The sequence below is a fragment of the Frondihabitans australicus genome (genome assembly GCF_003634555.1).
GTDB classification, from domain to species: Bacteria; Actinomycetota; Actinomycetes; order Actinomycetales; family Microbacteriaceae; genus Frondihabitans; species Frondihabitans australicus.
Map to the genome: position 1 here is coordinate 525,218 of NZ_RBKS01000001.1, position 17,072 is coordinate 542,289.

Sequence of the window (17,072 nt, forward strand, 5' to 3'; positions counted from 1 at the left end):
GGACAGCGGCGCGCGCCTGAGCGAGCGGGCAGGGCCCGGCGAGTAGACCGAGGAGGACCCCGAACGAAGGAGCGATCCATGCACGCGTCCCCGAAGATGCAGGAGAACCTGCAGAAGGTTCTCGTCGACCTCATCGACCTCCACCTCCAGGGCAAGGAGGCTCACTGGAATATCCTCGGCCACAACTTCCGAGACCTGCACCTGCAGCTCGACGAGCTGGTCGACGCGGCCCGCGAGTTCTCGGACGACATCGCCGAGCGCATGCGCGCCCTGTTCCTCGTCCCCGATGGTCGCGCGTCGACGATCGCGGCGTCGTCGCACCTCGACCAGTTCCCCGAGGGCGAGATCTCGACGCACGACGCGATCGACGCCGTCACCCTGCGGATCTACCAGGCCACGGGCACCATGCGCGAGGTCCACGACGGCGTCGACTCCGAAGACCCGTCGACCGCCGACCTCCTCCACGCGATCATCGACCGGCTCGAGCAGATCGCCTGGATGATGGGCGCCGAGAACCGCCTGCCGCGCGAGTCGATCGCCGAGGCACTCGGCGACGAGGCCGCGACCGCTTCGACGATCAGCTAGGCCGTCGTGGATCTCGGAATCTCGAACCGCACAGCACTCGTCTTCGGCGCCGACTCCGGCATCGGCTGGAACACGGCTCGCCTGCTTCTGGACGAGGGGGCGACCGTGGTCGTCAGCGATCTCGACCAGGAGTCGCTCGACGAGGCCGCCGCGACCCTGAAGGCGCCGAAGGGCAAGCTCTTCTCGTTCGCCGCCGACGTCCGCAGGGCCGCGAGCCTGGCCGACCTCCACGCGAAGGTGCGCGAGGCGGTGGGCCAGATCGACATCCTGGTGCAGTCCTCGGGCGTCACCGGCGCGCAGGGCTACTTCCACGAGATCGACGAGGAGGGCTGGGCGTCGACGATCGACATCGACCTGATGGGCCCGGTCAGGATCACGCGAGAGTTCATCGCCGACCTGCGCGAGGGCGGCTGGGGCCGCATCGTGTACCTCGTGTCGGAGGACGCCCCGCAGCCGTACGACGACGAGCTGCCCTACTGCGCCGCGAAGGCGGGTGTCCTGTCGTTCGCGAAGGGGCTCTCGCGCACCTACGCCACCGAAGGGCTGCTCGTGAACACCGTCTCGCCGGCGTTCATCCACACCCCGATGACCGACGCGATGATGGAGAAGCGCGCGAAGCAGATCGGCACCAGCGTCGACGAGGCGATCGTCTCGTTCCTCGACGAGAAGCGCCCCTACATGGAGCTCAAGCGCCGCGGCGAGCCCGAGGAGGTCGCCAACGTGATCGCCTTCCTCTGCTCCGACCGCGCGAGCTTCGTCAACGGCTCGAACTACCGAGTCGACTCCGGCTCGGTCGCGACGATCTAGGCGGGCCACCCCACACCGATGGCATCAGGATCCGACAGCGGGTCGGGGCGAAAGCGCCCCGGCCCGCGATTCCGCACCGACCGAAACCGCACCCCTCCGGGCGTCCGCCCCCACGCCGACCTGCGCCGACGCGACGGCTTCGTGCCGCTCGAGACCTACGCGCCGATCGGCGACGGCCGCACCGTCGGCCTCGTCGCGCTCGACGGCAGCATCGACTGGCTGGCGCTGCCCGAGCTCGACACGGCGCCCGTCTTCTCGGCGATCCTCGACCCCGAGCACGGCGGCTCGATCTCCCTCCACCCGAGTGAGCCCGCCACCGTGCGGCGTCACTACGAGGACGACTCGAACGTGCTCGTCACCGAGTGGACCACCGACTCCGGCATGTGCCGGGTGACCGACGCGATGCTCACCGGCACGGCGGGGCGCCTGCCGTGGGCACAGCTGGCGCGCGTCGTACACGGGGTGGAGGGCGAGGTCGCCATGACGTGGGAGGTCGTGCCCGGGCGGGCACTCGGATCCTGCGTTCCCGAACGCCGCGAGACGGCGAACGGCACCGTGCTGGTCTGCGACTCGGTGACCCTCGGCGTGAGCGAGCAGGGCTTCGGCTCGGTGGCGCGCGACGACGTGGGGTTCGGCGGCGGGTTCACCACGGGTGCCGGAACCGAGCACGTGCTGACGGTCGTGGGGACGGACGGCGAGCCGCTGCTCATTCCCGACCCCGCCGACGTGCCCGGGCAGCTCGACGTGACCCGGGCGAACTGGGACCGCTGGTCGTCGGCCATCGACTACGACGGGCCGTGGGACGCCCAGGTGCGGCGGAGCGCCCTCGCGCTCAAGCTGCTGATCCACGCGCCGAGCGGCGCGATCGCGGCCGCCGCGACGACCTCGCTGCCGGAGGACAGGCGCGGAGGCAAGAACTGGGACTACCGGTTCGCCTGGGTGCGCGACCTCGCCTACACCGTGCGGGCCATCTCGAGCCTCGGCTTCCGGGAGGAGGCGCACGCCGCGGTGTCGTGGCTCCTGCGCACCATCCGTCAGCACGAAGACGACATGCCGATCTTCTACACGCTGCAGGGCGACAAGTCCGACGGTGTGACCGAGTCGGACGCCCCCGGCTGGAACGGCATCGGCCCCGTGACCGTCGGCAACCACGCTGTGTCGCAGCTGCAGCTCGGGGTGTGGGGAGACGTGCTCGACGTGATGGCCCAGTACGTCGCGCAGGGCAATCAACTGGATCCTGCGACCGCCGGCCTGCTCGAGAGGCTCGCGGACTCGGCGTGCCGCCAGTGGCCGAAGAAGGACTCGGCGATGTGGGAGCTCGACGACGAGCAGCACTACACCTCGGGCAAGCTCGGCTGCTGGCAGGCCCTCGACCGCGCGATCGAGCTTCACGACGCAGGGCAGATCGCAGGCGACCGCGAGACCTGGGCGAAGAACCGGCGGCTCATCGAGCAGTGGGTCGATGAGAACGGGTGGAACGAGGAACGCGGCGCCTACGTCATGCGCCCCGGAACCTCGGCGCTCGACACGGCGGTGCTGCTGCACACGATGTCGGGCTTCGACCGCGGGCCCCGCATGTCGGCCACGATCGACGCCATCGTCTCCGAGCTCGAGCGCGACGGGCTCGTCTTCCGCTACTCGGGCGTCGCCGAGGAGGAGGGCGCGTTCGTCGCGTGCTCGTTCTGGCTGGTGACCGCTCTGGCACAGGTCGGCAGGATCGACGAGGCCCGCTCGCTGATGGAGAAGGCGGTCGCGCACGCCAACGACGTGGGCGTCTACTCCGAGATGATCAGCGTCGACGACGGCTCGTTCCTCGGGAACCTGCCGCAGGCGCTGTCGCACCTCGCGCTCGTGCAGGCCGCGCTCGCGATCCGCGACGCGGAGCGCGCCTGAGCGGTGCGCGCCTGAGCGTTGCGCCGTCCCCACACCAAATTTCGGACAAAACTCCAACGATTTTCGTGGAGTTTTGTCCGGAATTTGGTGCTGGGGGCGCGCGGCGGGCCGACGCTTCAGGCGGGGCGACGCCAGACGCTCACGTGCGACGTGCTCTCGGTCGTGAACGGCGCGCGCGACCAGTCGGCGTAGCGCGCCTCGAGCGTGAGCCCGGCGAGCTGCGCCATGAGATCCAGCTCGGAGGGCCACACATACCGGTAGTGGTGCGGTACGGAGCGGAACGAGCCGCCCGCCTGCCGCACGAAGTGGTGCGAGACCGCCCGCTGCGAGACGAGGTCGTAGGTGTCGAAGCCGACGTGGTTGTCGGAGATATCGAATGGCACCCCGAGCGCTCCCGGCGGCAGGCTGCGCAGCGACGGCACGCCGACCTCGACGACGAAGCGGCCGCCGGGCGTGAGGTGTCGGGCGGCGTTCCGGAAGCAGGAGACCTGGGCGTCCTGCGTCCAGAGATTGCCGATCGTGTTGTACACGAGGTAGACGAGCGAGAAGTCGCCGTCGACGCGGGTCGACGACATGTCGCCCATCGTGACCGGGAGGTCGGGGCTCTTCTCGCGCAGCTTCGCGGCCATCGCCTCGGAGTACTCGAGGCCCTGCACCGGCACGCCGCGGGCGGCGAGCGGGATCGCCACGCGGCCGGTGCCGATGGCGAACTCGAGGGCTGCGCCGCCGTCCGCCGCCTCGGCGAGGAATGCTGTCGTCGCGTCGAGCAGCGCTGGCGCGAACATGGGGTCGTCGGGGTTGTCGTACGTGTCGGCCTGGACGTTGGTCCAGAGGTCGCTGGGCACGGCGTCGTCGCTCATGCGGCGAGGCTACTCGCCGTCGCTTCCGGGCGGAGGTCAGCGGAGGGCGGGGAGCAGCGAGCGGATCAGCCCGGCGACCGCGTCGGGGCGCTCGACGGGTAGCAGGTGCGCGGCGCCGTCGACCACGGCGAGCCGACCGCGCGGGTAACGGGGGAGGTTCAGGCGGCGCTGGGCGGTTTCGCCGAGAGGGCCGTCCGCTGCTCCTGCGGCCACGACCGCGGGAACGTCGAGCGTGCCCAGACCCGCAGTGGTGCGCAGACCCGGAGTGCAGTCGCGCAGCGAGCCCTCGGTCAGCCACGAGCGCCAGGCTGCGGGCGCGCTGCGGGTCACGTCGGCGACGATGCGCGCGTCGACGGCAGCGGCCAGTGGCGCCGCAATGTTGTCGTCGACGAACGTGCGCGCATCATCGCGAGAGATGGCGTCGCCCCGGGCAAATCCGAGCATCTGCTCGCGCGCTTCGTCGGACATGGGCTCAGGATCGGGAGGTGACGCCGCGAGAAGCACCACTCCCGCCGGTGCCTGCACGCCCGACACCCCCGTCAGCGCGCGGGAGGTCACGAGGGTCGCGACCTTGCCGCCCATCGAGTGTCCGGCGAGCAGGTACGGCGCCCCGTCGAGTGCCCGCAAGCGCTCCTCGACGAGCGCGATCGCGGCGTCGAGCAGCGACCCGGGCGGCGCGGGCTCGTCGCCGAACCCGGGCAGGTCGGGGGTCAGGATCCGAAGGTCGTCGGCGACAAGTGGCCGCACGTGGTCGAACAGCCTGCCGCTGAGGCCGAGGCCGTGCAGGCAGACGAGTGCGGGCCGGGTGTCGTTCACCCGCCCGACCGTACGCGGCTCCTGCGCCCCGCCTCTCAGCCCTGGCCCGCCGTGCCGCCTTGGACCGCCTCGCCCTTGATCGTCGTGCTCGCTGCAGATAACGTTTCATTCGCGGCCGAACGGCCGCACACCTTCGCGCCGGACACTGCACGCCGGTTGGGGAGCGGGTTCCGCTCTCAAGTGCACGATGATGACTCTCTCTCGCGCGGCCGCGTTGCCGCAGTCTCATGTCCGTCGGCAGGAAGGCTCTCGAGCCGCTCGCGCATGAGCGGCCGACACATCTCGTTGTCCCTGACCGGAGATGAGATATTCATTCTGCGCGCCGCGCTCCTGCTGTGGGGCGACTTACCCGCAGTTCCGGAGACATTGGCCGTCGCACTGGGGTTCGAGGACCAACGTGACTTCGCGCAATCACGCCGACCCCTGATGGAGTCGTTTCGAGCTGACGCCGGTCTGACAGTCGAGGACTGGGACCGGGTCCTGGCAGCGACAGAGACGATCTTCGTCAGCCATCGGTGGGGCCTCGGCGCCGAATGGCGCCGCCGGACGGCGTACTCCGACGAGATGACGCTTCACCTGCTGCGCGGCGTATCTCGGAGGCTGGCTCTAGCCCGACAGGACGGAGACGACAGGGAGGTGCGGTGATCATGGGATTGTCGATACGGGCCGAAAACCAGATTCACGAACGAATCGCGAGAGTGTTCGACGATTCCGCCGCTTCGATCATGAGCTTCTGCGAGGCGGGTGAAAACTCGAGTGTGCGACGAGGCGTGTTCAAGTACGGCGACACGATGTTCAACTCACTGCAGATCCGGCGCCTTCTCGACGAGATCGAGGCCGTGCCGTACAGCGAGAGATCTCCTGCGCTTCACGAACTGGCAGAAGCCGGTTACCTTGCCATTCGGCGGCGGGGCTACCTGTTTTTCCTCGGGGACTGATGAAGGCATCTCTGCGCGGTTTCAGCCAGGCCGGCTCACTCATGACAGGACGACGAAGAGGCGATTCATGACGAACATCACGGGATATGAGCTACCTTTCGATCTCGACCTCACCGGCGAAGAACGGGCGCTGCTCAGGCGCGGTCTGAACGAATGGGGAGGACCGGCCCGACCGACGGACGCCTTGGCTGTGATGCTCGGATTCGCTGACAAGAATGACCTGTGGCGTTCGGGCGAGTACCTGAGGAAACTGCTGCAAGCGCAGGAATCGATGACGGCGACGGACTGGCACCGGATTCTCTTTGCTGTCGAGGTCGTCTTCGTCAGCGATCGTTGGGGTTCCGGTTGGGACTGGAGCATCACAACGGGTTTCTCGGACGAGGCGACTATTGGCATCCTCCGGAGCATCCAGCGCAAACTCAGCCGAAGGCTGCGCAGCCTGAATTAAATTGGCCCCACGCCGGCCGCACCCGGGTACAGACCGACGAGGAATGCGACGTGATCGGTCAGGTCGCCCGACCGGAGCGCGGCCACGACGACGTCCTCGTAGTCGGCCTTGAGGGCTGCGGGCACGAGGATGGCATCGAAGCCGTGCGACAGGAGGACCGCGTTCATGACGTACCGGCCCGTGCGCTTGTTGCCGTCGAGGTAGAACTGCTCGTAGGCGGCGAAGGCCGCCCACGTGGCACCGCGGAGCACCGGATGCTCGATCGCGAGGATCCTGCGCAGTCCCGCATCGAAGACGCCGTGCGTGAGTCGCGCGTCTAGGGCGCGGAACCGCTCGCCGCGGCCGAGAGCGACGAGCGGCCCCTCGTACTGCGCACGCTGATCGCCCCGGAAGGCCGTCGACTTCAAGCCGAGATGCGCCGAGATGAACAGGTGGAGGTCGTCGGAGATCTGCTGGCCCGGCTCGATCTCACCCGTCTGCACCCGATCGATGAGGAAGCCCACGGCCCGCTGCATGTCGCGGACCTGGAACTCCTCGCCCTCGGTGTGCCCGGGCACATGCGTGCCTCCCATGACCTCGACGATCTCGGGCTCGGTGTACGAGATCCCTTCGAGCCACGCGTCGTTGAACACGGCGCCGGTCTGCCGGTCGCGGAAACGGGCGACGACCTCGGGCACGGTTCGCTGGGTGGCACGTTCGATGTCGATGCCGTCGAGGTCCCAGGAGGGCTCGGGGACGGCGATGACGTCAGCAGGAGCCGACGGAAACCGCGCGAGCAGGGCGTCCCAGTCGACCGTCGACTCACTCACGACGCGAGCCGGACGTCGTCGATGCTGGCCGCGAGGACGCGGCTCAGCGGCCCTGCGTCGCCGCCGTCCGCGCACACGACGAGTGCGCGGCGGTACTCCGCCGCGAGGCGGTAGGGGGGATAGACCCACGCGTAGCCGTGGTGGACCAGGAGCCCGTTCGCACGTGTGGAGGCAAGAGTGGCGTCCGCCCCGGCCGTGAGGGCTCGCGCGAGCCAGTCGAGGGCTCGCGCCACGGGCGCCAGCGTCGGCCTGTCGGCGACGAGCGAGCCGTTCACGACGGCCGTGAGGGCGCGGGGCTCGGCGGCTCCGGCGGCATCAAGCGTCTGACGGATCGAGCGGGCGATCAGCTGAGCGCGCCGAACATCCACGGGGTCGCCGGCGACCGACCAGCCGTCGACGATCGTCTTGATCGCGCCCCAGGTCAGGTCGAGTCGCTCGGCGGTGGCATACGCCTCGACGATCTCTGCGGTCTCGCGGCGAGTTCGGGCGATCGACGTCTCGCGGCCGACGCGGGCCGTCTCGATGGCGGCGACGGCGTCGACATCGAGGGGCGGACGCCACGAGGCGGGTTCGGTTGCGAGCGAGACGGGCGCCAGCGTACGGCCGAGGGCGCGCAGGATCCGGTCGGCGGTGTCGATGCGCGGTTGCTTGCGGTTGGTCTCGTAGTCGGTGATGGCTGCACGAGACGTGTGGGACCGCTCGGCGAGCTCGGCGATCGAGACGCCGGCGCGCTCGCGGGCGTCACGCAGATCGTCGCCGAACATGCTTCCTCCTGTACTCGATTGAGTACACTGTAGCGCGGAAGGTCCTTGACAAGGTGGATTTACGCGGCGACGGGCGTCAGTCGCTGCTTCACCCACTGCGAGAACCGGTGCGCGGGCTTCTCGACCACGCGGTAGAACGCCCAGCCGACGACGAGGGAGAGCGGCACCGAGATGATGCCCGACCAGTCCTCGAGTCCGCGCGGCAGCAGCTGCGCGACGCCGACGACGATCGGCTCGTGGGTCAGGTAGAGGCTGAACGAGATCATGCCAAGCCACCGGACGACGGGGGTGGTGAGGAATCGGCGGGCTCCGGCGCTCCCCAGGGCGATGAAGACGAAGAGGGCCGCGCCGAGCAGCACCGGGAAGGCGGTGACGCCCAGGAGCCGCGCGGGCAACACCGGGGCGAGCGTCCACCGCGCCGTGATGAGCAGCGACGCCACCACGGTGAGAGCGACCCAGGTGACGGCCGTGCGCCGCCCGGGCTGCCGGTTGACGCGGTCGGCGAGCCCGGTGACGCGGGGGAGCGCCGCCGCGAAGAGGGCACCGATGCCGAACGCGGGCATGTACTCGAGGCTGGGGTGGCTGGCGACGGCGACGGTCCCCAGGGCGCTCACGGCGCAGAGCACGAACGCCATCTGCAGCCAGCCGCGCTCCAGCTTCACGGCGACGAACACGTACAGGGGCAGGAGCAGGGAGAACCACATCTCCCACTGGAGAGACCACAGCGGCCCGTCGATGCTGTTCGCCCCGTCGAGGAGCACGGCGTCGCGGGCGATCTTGAGGAGGTTGATGCCCTCGGCGTGATCCTGCATGTAGGCCGCGGGGTCGTGCGCGAGCACCTGGCGGGGCAGCACGCTGATGACGAGCAGGCACCACACGATCGCCGCGAAGACGGGCAGGTACAGGCGCAGCAGCCGCGACGGGTAATAGGCGCGCCAGGCGAACTTCGCCGCGCGCAGCACCGGCAGCGTGAGCACGAAGCCCTAGAGGATGAAGAAGACGAGCACCCCCTCGGTGCCCGAGAGCACGATGCGCAGCGGCGAGTAGTCGAACCAGGCCCAGGAGCCGGCACCTCGCCCGGTGAACTCGGGGTTCGAGAACTGCGGGACGACCATGACGGCGTGGTAGACGAGCACCATCAGCGCGGCGACGCCTCGGAGTCCGTCGAGGTTCTCGAACCGGCGCGGGGCGGCGACGGTCGAGGTGTGGGGCGATGCGGGCGCGGCGGTGCGCGCGCCCTCCGGGTCAGCGGTTCGGGCCGCTTCGGGTGGGGTCACGCCCTAAACTTAAGGTGTCCTCAGAAAAGGGGACAGGCCCCGAACGGGGGGCTGGCCCCCGGCGACAAAACGCGACAGCTGCGACGCCGAGACGCGTCGCAGGTGTCGCGTTTTGTCGCGCGCGGCGGGGCTCAGACCGACGCGGCGTGCCGATCGAGGAACTCGTACACCTCCGAGTCGTCGATGCCGGGGAACGTCCCGGTGGGCAGCGGCGACAGGATGTGCGCGTGCAGCCGTGCGCTCGGCCACGACTGGTCCTCCCAGCGTTCCGCCAACGACGCGGGTGCCCGTCGGCAGCACGACTCGTCCGGGCAGGTCGAGGCCCCTCGCGAGGTCGTCTCGCGCCCCCGGAACCACTTCGCGTCGGCGAACGGCACGCCGGTCGTGATCGAGAACGCCCCGTCGGCCGTCGTGCCGGTCTGCGTCGAGCACCAGAACGTGCCGGCCGGGGTGTCGTTGTACTGGTAGAGCTCGGTGGTGCCGTTGTCGCGGTCGAACGCCGTTCGGGCGCTCCACTTGCGGCACACGATCTGGCCTTCGATCGCCCCGGTCACGTCGACCGGCAACGGCAGGCCGTCGTTCTCGTACGCCTTCTGGATCGCGCCGTCGTCGGTGATGCGCAGGAAGTGCATCGTGAGGTCGAGGTGCGACGTGGCGAGGTTGGTGAGGCGCAGGGCGGCGGACTCCTGCGTCACGCCGAACGCGTCGCGGAAGTCGGCGACCGAGAGGTTCTTCTCCTTCTTCGCCTCGGTGAGGAACGCGACCGCCGCCGTGCGAGGCATGAGGCAGCACGCGGCGAAGTAGTTGATCTCGAGCCGCTGCCGCAGGAACTCGGCGTAGTCGCCCGGCCGTTGATGTCCGAGCACCCGGTGCGCCATCGCCTGCAGTGCCATCGAGCGCAGGCCGTGGCCGCCGGGAATCGAGGCCGGCGGCAGGTAGATGCGGCCGTTCGCGAGGTCGGTCACCGAGCGGGCGGAGTGGGGGAGGTCGTTCACGTAGACGAGCGAGAACCCGAGCTCCTCGGCCATGACCTGCACCGACCGGTGCGAGAGGGCGCCGCGGACGTGGCCGCTGCGGCGGACGAAGTCCTCTGCGACCTCTTCGATCGCGGGGATGTAGTTGTCCTCCGCCCTCATGCGCAGCCGGATCTCCGTGTTCGCGCGCCTCGCCTCCTCCGGCGTCGCGATCGCGAGCCGGCCTCGCCGTTCGAGCTCCCGGTGCAGCCCGACGATCGCCTCGAGCGTCTCGGAGGGGGTGCCCGCGGTCGGCTTGATCTGCGGGAGGCCGAGGGAGCCGTAGAGCTGCCCCGCCTGGATCCTGCTCACCTCGATCTCGAGGGCCGAGCGCGGGTCGGGGGCCTCGGGCCGCAGCAGGTCGGCTGTCGTGACGCCGAGCGACTCGGCGATGCGCCCGAGCAGGGAGACCCGGGGCTCGCGTCGGCCGTTCTCGAGAAGGGAGAGCTGGCTCGGCGAGATGCCGACCTGCTCGCCGAGGTCGGAGAGGGTGAGTGACCGGGCCGTGCGGTAGTGCCGGATCCGGTGACCGAGGGTGGAGACATCGCCATCGAGTGCCATGTGCTTGACGATAGCGAAAGATCGTCGATTCTTTCCAGTGATTTCTTCGCAGGATCCGCGCAAACCGCCGAAGGATGAAAGCGCAGGGCGAAGCAGCCCGATCTTCTTGGAGGGGTCATCGATGATCAGCAATCCGAATCCGCGCTACCGCACGACCGAGAACGTCGTGGCCGGCGCCCCGCGAGTCCGTCTCGACGCCTGGGTGGCCGAGATCGCGGCCCTCACGCAGCCCGACCGCGTCGTGTGGTGCGACGGATCGGACGCCGAGCGAGAGCGCCTCACCGCTGAGATGGTGGCCGAGGGCAAGCTCATCGCCCTCGACCCGGTGAAGCGCCCGAACAGCTACCTCGCCCGCACGTCGGACGACGACGTCGCGCGCGTGGAGAGCCGCACCTTCATCTGCTCGATCGACGAGGCCGACGCCGGCCCGACGAACAACTGGCGGGCGCCGTCCGTGATGAAGCAGGAGCTGACCGACCTCTTCCGCGGCAGCATGCGGGGTCGCACGATGTACGTCGTCCCCTTCGCGATGGGGCCCGACGGCTCGGAGCTCACCCGCCTCGGCGTCGAGGTCACCGACAGTCCCTACGTCGTGCTCTCGATGGCGATCATGACGCGTGTCGGAGCCCGCGTGCTCCGCGAGATCGAGGCAGGCACGCCGTGGGTGGCCACCCTGCACAGCGTCGGCTATCCGCTGGTCGACGCCGACGGGCAGACCCGCGATGACGTCGAGTGGCCGTCGAACGAGATGAAGTACATCGCCCAGTTCCCCGACTCCCGCGAGATATGGTCGTTCGGCTCGGGCTACGGCGGCAACGCCCTCTTGGCGAAGAAGTGCTTCGCCCTCCGCATCGCGTCGGTGATGGCCCGCGACGAGGGCTGGCTCGCCGAGCACATGCTGCTCATCCGCCTGAACTCGCCGAAGGGCCGCAGCTACCACGTGGCCGCCGCGTTCCCCTCCGCCTGCGGCAAGACGAACCTGGCGATGCTCAAGCCGACCCTGCCGGGCTGGAGCGTCGAGACCATCGGCGACGACATCGCCTGGATGAAGAAGGGCTCCGACGGGCGGCTCCACGCGATCAACCCCGAGGCGGGATTCTTCGGCGTGGCCCCCGGCACCGGCCCGACGTCGAACCCCACCGCGATCGACACCGTCGCGAGCGACACGATCTTCACGAACGTCGCCCTCACCGACGACGGCGACGTCTGGTGGGAGGGCCTCACCGACGAACCGCCGGCGCACCTCATCGACTGGCGGGGTGACGACTGGGTCGCAGGATCCGAGACCCCCGCGGCGCACCCCAACTCGCGCTTCACCGTCTCCCTCGACAACTGCCCGCAGCTCGCCGCCGACGCGCACGAGTCGGTGCCCATCGACGCCATCCTCTTCGGCGGTCGCCGCGCGACGAACCTCCCGCTCGTGGCGCAGGCGCGCGACTGGACTCACGGCGTCTTCCTCGGCGCCACCATCTCGTCCGAGCAGACGGCCGCCGCCGAGGGGACGGTCGGCGAGCTGCGCCGCGACCCGTTCGCGATGCTGCCGTTCTGCGGCTACGACATGGCGGACCACTGGTCGCACTGGCTCGACGTCGGCCGCGAGCTCGGTCGCAGGGCTCCTGCGATCTTCCAGGTCAACTGGTTCCGCAAGGGCGACGACGGGGGCTTCCTCTGGCCGGGCTTCGGCGAGAACTCGCGCGTGCTCGACTGGATCATCCGCCGGGTCGAGAAGGAGGTCGCGTTCGTCGAGTCGCCCGCCGGCCGCCTGCCGCGTCCGGGCGATCTCGACCTGGACGGCATCGACGTCTCGGACGACGCGCTCGAGCAGCTCTTCCACATCGACGCCGACGCCTGGCTCGACGAGCTCGGCCTCACCGAGGAGTTCTTCGATACGTTCGGCGAGCGGGTCCACCCCGACCTCCGCGGCGTGCTGCGGTCGCTGCGGTACGAGCTGCAGCGGGAGGCGCGCATCCACGCCGCCCGCACGCTGGTCGAGTCGGCGGGCGGCTCGCTGGCGGCGCGCGAGTCGGACGAGGCGGCGGCCTGATGGCGGCGCGCGACGAGCTCGACGACACCCTCGAGCTCGCCTGGTCGGACCGCCTCGCGGCGGCGGAGAGCATGATCCCGATCATCGGCCGCCTGCACCGCGAGTCGGGCGTGGTCGTGTCGCTCCACGGTCAGCCCCTGCTCGGCCAGTCGCCGATCGGCATCGTCAAAGCCCACCGCTTCACGCGCCGGGTGGAGGAGACCGAGGTCCCTCTGGTCGAGACGCTGGCCGTGCTCACCGAGCTCGCGCGCGCCGACCTCGGGCCCGCCTCCGTCGACGTCGCGGAGCTCGCACAGCGATTCCGGCAGGAGGGCGGCGGGACGACCCTCGCCGACTACCTGCGCGACGAGTTCTTCCTCGCCGGTCGGCCCGCCGCGGCAGCCGTGGAGGCCGCCGCCGCAGCCTCGTCGCCGTCGTCCAAGCAGGACGTCGTGCTCTACGGCTTCGGCAGGATCGGCCGCATGCTCGCCCGCATCCTCATCGAGCGGGCCGGCGCGGGATCGACGCTCGCACTCCGCGCCGTCGTCGTGAAGCGCCGCGGCGAGCACGACATCGTCAAGCGCGCCAGCCTGCTCCGCCGCGACTCGATCCACGGGCCGTTCGAGGGCACGATCACCGTCGACGAGGCGAACGACGTGATCATCGCCAACGGCACCAGGATCCAGTTCCTCTACTCGGACTCGCCGGCCGAGGTCGACTACGCAGCGCATGCGATCCATGACGCGATCGTCGTCGACAACACGGGCCGGTGGCGGGACCGCGCGGGGCTCTCACAGCACCTCCAGAGCTCGGGAGCCTCGCGCGTCATCCTCACCGCACCGGGCAAGGGCGACGTGCCGAACGTCGTCCACGGGATCAATCACGAGCTCGCCTCGGGCGAGACGATCGTCAGCGCCGCCTCCTGCACGACGAACGCGATCGTGCCCGTGCTGCAGGTGATGTCGGATCGCTTCGGCATCCGGCACGGGCACGTCGAGACGGTCCACTCGTTCACGAACGACCAGAACCTCGTCGACAACTTCCACTCGGGCGACCGCCGGGGGCGCGCCGCCGGGCTGAACATGGTGATCACCGAGACGGGCGCGGCGAAGGCCGCCGAGAAGGCGCTGCCGGAGCTCGCCGGTCGTCTCACCGCGAACGCCGTGCGCGTCCCGACCCCGAACGTCTCCCTCGCGATCCTGCACCTCTCGCTCGAGACGGTCGTGTCACGCGACGACGTGAACGCCGTGCTCCGGGAGTCGTCGCTCTCCGGGCCCCTGCGTCGCCAGATCGACTACATCGAGTCGCCCGAGGTCGTGTCGACGGACTTCCGCGGATCCCGGCGCGCAGGAGTCGTCGACGGTCTGGCGACCATCGGCACCGGCGACGGCCACGTCGTGCTCTACGTCTGGTACGACAACGAGTCGGGCTACAGCCGTCAGGTCGTGCGCGTGCTGCGCGAGATGGTCGGCGGCGACAGCGTCACGATCCCGGCGCCTCGCGCCACCGCACTGAAGGAAGGCGTCACCGCATGACCCTGCTCGACCCCGTCGCACCCGCCACCCTGTTCACGCATCCCGATCGCAACCTCGGCATGGAGCTCGTCCGCGCCACGGAGGCGGCGGCCATCCGCTCCGCTCCGTGGATCGGCCGCGGTGAGAAGAACCTGGCCGACGGGGCGGCGGTCGATGCGATGCGGAAGTTCCTCGGCACGGTCGACTTCGACGGCGTCGTGGTGATCGGCGAGGGCGAGAAGGACCATGCGCCGATGCTCTTCAACGGCGAGCACGTCGGCACGGGCAACGGGCCCTCCTGCGACATCGCCGTCGATCCCATCGACGGGACCTCCCTGACGGCCGCCGGCCGTATGAACGCACTCTCGGTGATCGCCGTCTCCGACCGGGGCTCGATGTACGACCCGTCGGCCGTGTTCTACATGGACAAGATCGTCACCGGCCCCGAGGGGCGCGGGCTCATCGACCTCGACCTCCCGATCGGCGAGAACATCCGACGCCTCGCCGACGCCAAAGGCGTGACCGTGGGCGACATCGTCGTCGCGGTGCTCGACCGTCCCCGTCACGCCGGTTTGATCGCCGACATTCGGGCTGCAGGAGCCGGCACTCGTCTGCTCCTGGACGGTGACGTGGCCGGTGGCATCAACGCCGCCCGCCCGGACTCGCGGATCGACATGTGCGTCGGTGTCGGCGGCACGCCGGAGGGCATCATCACGGCGTGCGCGGTGAAGGCCCTCGGAGGTGTGATCCAGGGTCGGCTGAAGCCGAAGGACGACGAGGAGCGGCAGAAGGCCCTCGATGCGGGCCACGACCTCGACCGGATCCTCGACCAGGACGACCTGGTGACGGGCGACAACACGTATTTCGTGGCGACGGGTGTGACGGACGGGGCGCTGGTCGCGGGGGTGCAGCGGAGCAACGGGATGATCCGGACGGAGTCGCTGATCCTGCGCTCGCACTCGGGCACCCAGCGTCGCGTGATCGCCGACCACCTCGAGTCGAAGTGGTACGGCGAGGACTGACCCCGGTCACGGCGACAAAACGCGACACCTGCGACGTCTCAGAACGTCGCAGGTGTCGCGTTTTGTCGCGGGGGCCAGCAGCTAGGCGCCGTCGATGTGCACGTAGACGGGCGTGCCCCACACCTTCTGCACCTCGACGTCGCGACCCACGTTCGGAGCGTCGACCATGTAGCCGTCGCCGATGTAGATGCCGATGTGCTGGTGCGGGTACACGACGAGGTCGCCGGGCCTGGCGTTCTTCACGTCGATCGGGGTGCCGAGGGCGGCGATGCCGTCGACGTCATGCGGCACGGCGATGCCGTACTTCGCGTAGACGTACATGACCAGGCCGGAGCAGTCGAAACCGGTCTTGGGGTCCGCGCCGTCGTGGACGTAGGGCACCTTGCCGACGTACTGGGTGGCCGCCGCGACGATGCCGACGGCGGTGGCCGAGGCGCCCTTGAGCGTGGCCGGGTCGACGACATCGGCGACCGTGCCCGTGGTGGTCACGGTGACACCGGTCGAGCCGTCACCGGTCGTGCTCGTGTTCGGTTCGCTCGCCGCCGCGACCGCGGAGTACGAGATGGACGACACCGGGGCCGCCAGGATCGCGGCGATCGCCGCCGACTTGCGCACCGCACCCGACTGCGCCGCCGCCTGCTTCGCGGCGAGCACCGCCGGAGCGGTCGCGGTGAAGCCGTCGCGGGCCGTCGACGCTGTCTCGGTCGCGGTGGCCGGAACCGTGTACGACTGGGCCTTAGGAGCCACGACACGCGGCGCGATGCGGGAGTGAGTGTGTGCCGTGGGCAGTGCGGCGGCGTTCGCGGGGACGGTCATCGTGAGCGAGAGCCCCGCGACGGCGACGACGGCCGATGAGGTGATGGCGGCGCGACGGAAGGCGGCGCCCGACACCCGCGGGAGGTCGAACGACGGCGTCGGCAGCGAGAGCTGGCGGCGTGCCGGCTCGGCGCGGTGGCGTCGGGAGGGCGCGGCGCGGTGTCGTCCTGAGCCCTCGAAAGTCATGCCTCCACGGTACGGACGGGGCTCGGGGGCCACGAGCCCCCCTTCTCGTGGCACCCGAACGGGCGGGCGACGTCGCGGCGGCGCCAGGGTCACCCGCGGGTGGTGTAGAAACTTCCCATGCCCTCTCTCGACGCCGCTGAGACCGCCGACCTGCGACGCCGGATCGTCGACGCCGGCATCGACGCGATCCGGGCGACCGGCCACTCGACGGTCACGCTCGACGACATCGCCCGGCAGGCCGACCTCGAGGTCGCCGAGGTGGAGTCGGCGTTCCCGATCTGGGACCTCCTCATGGTGTCGATCATCGACGGGTGGGTGGGCGTGATCCGCCGCGACCAGGCGCTGATCGCCGAGCGAGACGGGGCCGTCGCCTACGTGCGGAGCCTCGTCGAGGCGGCGGCCTCGGATCCTGCGATGGTCCGCACCCGGCTGGCCTTCATCGGTGCGGCGTCCGACGAGAACCACGCCGCGAACGGCTGGTACCGGTCGAGCTACGCGCAGTTCATGCAGGACGTCACCCTGTTCTTCACCCGCGACATCGTCGCCAAGCGGGAACCCCGGACGGTGTCGCCGAGGTTCGCCGCCGAGCAGCTCATCGCGCTCTACGAGGGCCTGCAGGTGCAGTCGACGATGCTCGACACGGTCGACCTGCTCACCGCGTGGGACCGCGCCGTCGGCTTCCTGCACTTCGGGTGGTCCGAGGGCGCGTAGCCCGGCACGGGTGAGGCAACCGCGGGGTC

At 69.9% G+C, this 17,072-nt stretch carries 18 protein-coding genes; 10 read left to right on the forward strand and 8 right to left on the reverse strand.

Going from position 1 to position 17,072, the window contains the following annotated elements; translation table 11 throughout:
• Nucleotides 1-78 precede the first annotated feature (78 nt).
• From C8E83_RS02415 to C8E83_RS02425, 3 genes are read left to right on the forward strand one after another with little or no spacing between them, the layout of a single operon-like run.
• Nucleotides 79-585 (forward strand): Dps family protein, encoded by a 507-nt coding sequence (locus C8E83_RS02415; RefSeq protein ID WP_121368265.1) that lies wholly within the window; start codon nt 79-81, stop codon nt 583-585.
• Nucleotides 586-591: 6 nt separating this feature from the next.
• The gene (locus C8E83_RS02420) at nt 592-1,392 is read left to right on the forward strand and encodes an SDR family NAD(P)-dependent oxidoreductase (protein ID WP_121368266.1); all 801 of its coding nucleotides are present in this window, start codon (nt 592-594) and stop codon (nt 1,390-1,392) included.
• 18 nt (nt 1,393-1,410) lie between these two features.
• Entirely contained in the window at nt 1,411-3,285 is a 1,875-nt protein-coding gene (locus C8E83_RS02425; RefSeq protein WP_121368267.1) for a glycoside hydrolase family 15 protein, read from the forward strand.
• Nucleotides 3,286-3,401: 116 nt separating this feature from the next.
• Here the strand turns inward: C8E83_RS02425 and C8E83_RS02430 are convergent, their stop codons facing one another.
• Entirely contained in the window at nt 3,402-4,145 is a 744-nt protein-coding gene (locus tag C8E83_RS02430) for a class I SAM-dependent DNA methyltransferase (RefSeq protein ID WP_121368268.1), read from the reverse strand.
• Nucleotides 4,146-4,181: 36 nt separating this feature from the next.
• The gene (locus C8E83_RS02435; protein WP_170159822.1) at nt 4,182-4,961 is read right to left on the reverse strand and encodes an alpha/beta fold hydrolase; all 780 of its coding nucleotides are present in this window, start codon (nt 4,959-4,961) and stop codon (nt 4,182-4,184) included.
• A gap of 264 nt (nt 4,962-5,225) precedes the next feature.
• On the opposite strand from C8E83_RS02435, the gene C8E83_RS02440 reads away from it, so the two are divergent.
• The 3 genes from C8E83_RS02440 to C8E83_RS02450 all read left to right on the forward strand — a co-directional run bounded on the left by C8E83_RS02440 (nt 5,226) and on the right by C8E83_RS02450 (nt 6,347).
• Entirely contained in the window at nt 5,226-5,606 is a 381-nt protein-coding gene (locus C8E83_RS02440; protein WP_121368270.1) for a hypothetical protein, read from the forward strand.
• Between the two features lie 53 nt (nt 5,607-5,659).
• Nucleotides 5,660-5,899, forward strand: coding sequence for a hypothetical protein (locus tag C8E83_RS02445; RefSeq protein WP_147430055.1), 240 nt, complete (start codon nt 5,660-5,662; stop codon nt 5,897-5,899).
• A 67-nt stretch (nt 5,900-5,966) separates the two neighbouring features.
• Nucleotides 5,967-6,347, forward strand: a complete 381-nt coding sequence (locus C8E83_RS02450; RefSeq protein ID WP_121368272.1) for a hypothetical protein — start codon at nt 5,967-5,969, stop codon at nt 6,345-6,347.
• Here the strand turns inward: C8E83_RS02450 and C8E83_RS02455 are convergent.
• The 5 genes from C8E83_RS02455 to C8E83_RS02475 all read right to left on the reverse strand — a co-directional run bounded on the left by C8E83_RS02455 (nt 6,344) and on the right by C8E83_RS02475 (nt 10,771).
• The gene (locus C8E83_RS02455) at nt 6,344-7,156 is read right to left on the reverse strand and encodes a Fic family protein (protein WP_121368273.1); all 813 of its coding nucleotides are present in this window, start codon (nt 7,154-7,156) and stop codon (nt 6,344-6,346) included. The two genes, C8E83_RS02450 and C8E83_RS02455, sit on opposite strands and share 4 nt — an antisense overlap.
• Nucleotides 7,153-7,920 carry a helix-turn-helix transcriptional regulator gene (locus tag C8E83_RS02460; protein WP_121368274.1) on the reverse strand — a complete coding sequence of 256 codons (768 nt, stop codon included), beginning with the start codon at nt 7,918-7,920 and terminating at the stop codon, nt 7,153-7,155. The genes C8E83_RS02455 and C8E83_RS02460 overlap by 4 nt, the downstream gene beginning before the upstream one ends.
• A gap of 59 nt (nt 7,921-7,979) precedes the next feature.
• Nucleotides 7,980-8,897 carry an acyltransferase family protein gene (locus tag C8E83_RS02465; RefSeq protein ID WP_121368275.1) on the reverse strand — a complete coding sequence of 306 codons (918 nt, stop codon included), beginning with the start codon at nt 8,895-8,897 and terminating at the stop codon, nt 7,980-7,982.
• A gap of 6 nt (nt 8,898-8,903) precedes the next feature.
• The gene (locus C8E83_RS02470) at nt 8,904-9,197 is read right to left on the reverse strand and encodes a heparan-alpha-glucosaminide N-acetyltransferase domain-containing protein (protein ID WP_121368276.1); all 294 of its coding nucleotides are present in this window, start codon (nt 9,195-9,197) and stop codon (nt 8,904-8,906) included.
• A gap of 131 nt (nt 9,198-9,328) precedes the next feature.
• Complete coding sequence (locus C8E83_RS02475; protein ID WP_121368277.1) at nt 9,329-10,771, reverse strand: helix-turn-helix transcriptional regulator; 1,443 nt, start codon at nt 10,769-10,771, stop codon at nt 9,329-9,331.
• A gap of 121 nt (nt 10,772-10,892) precedes the next feature.
• Between C8E83_RS02475 and C8E83_RS02480 the strand changes: the two genes are divergently transcribed.
• The 3 genes from C8E83_RS02480 to glpX are packed head-to-tail and all read left to right on the forward strand — an operon-like array spanning nt 10,893 to nt 15,330.
• Complete coding sequence (locus C8E83_RS02480) at nt 10,893-12,815, forward strand: phosphoenolpyruvate carboxykinase (GTP) (RefSeq protein ID WP_121368278.1); 1,923 nt, start codon at nt 10,893-10,895, stop codon at nt 12,813-12,815.
• Nucleotides 12,815-14,329 carry a glyceraldehyde-3-phosphate dehydrogenase gene (locus tag C8E83_RS02485; protein WP_121368279.1) on the forward strand — a complete coding sequence of 505 codons (1,515 nt, stop codon included), beginning with the start codon at nt 12,815-12,817 and terminating at the stop codon, nt 14,327-14,329. The genes C8E83_RS02480 and C8E83_RS02485 overlap by 1 nt, the downstream gene beginning before the upstream one ends.
• Nucleotides 14,326-15,330, forward strand: coding sequence for a class II fructose-bisphosphatase (gene glpX / locus C8E83_RS02490; protein WP_121368280.1), 1,005 nt, complete (start codon nt 14,326-14,328; stop codon nt 15,328-15,330). The genes C8E83_RS02485 and glpX overlap by 4 nt, the downstream gene beginning before the upstream one ends.
• An 81-nt stretch (nt 15,331-15,411) precedes the next feature.
• On the opposite strand, the gene C8E83_RS02495 is transcribed toward glpX, so the two are convergent.
• Nucleotides 15,412-16,332: a C40 family peptidase gene (locus C8E83_RS02495; RefSeq protein WP_121368281.1), complete on the reverse strand. Its 921-nt coding sequence runs from the start codon at nt 16,330-16,332 to the stop codon at nt 15,412-15,414.
• 117 nt (nt 16,333-16,449) lie between these two features.
• Here C8E83_RS02495 and C8E83_RS02500 point away from each other — a divergent pair, with 117 nt between their 5' ends.
• Nucleotides 16,450-17,043: a TetR/AcrR family transcriptional regulator gene (locus C8E83_RS02500; RefSeq protein ID WP_121368282.1), complete on the forward strand. Its 594-nt coding sequence runs from the start codon at nt 16,450-16,452 to the stop codon at nt 17,041-17,043.
• Nucleotides 17,044-17,072 lie beyond the last annotated feature (29 nt).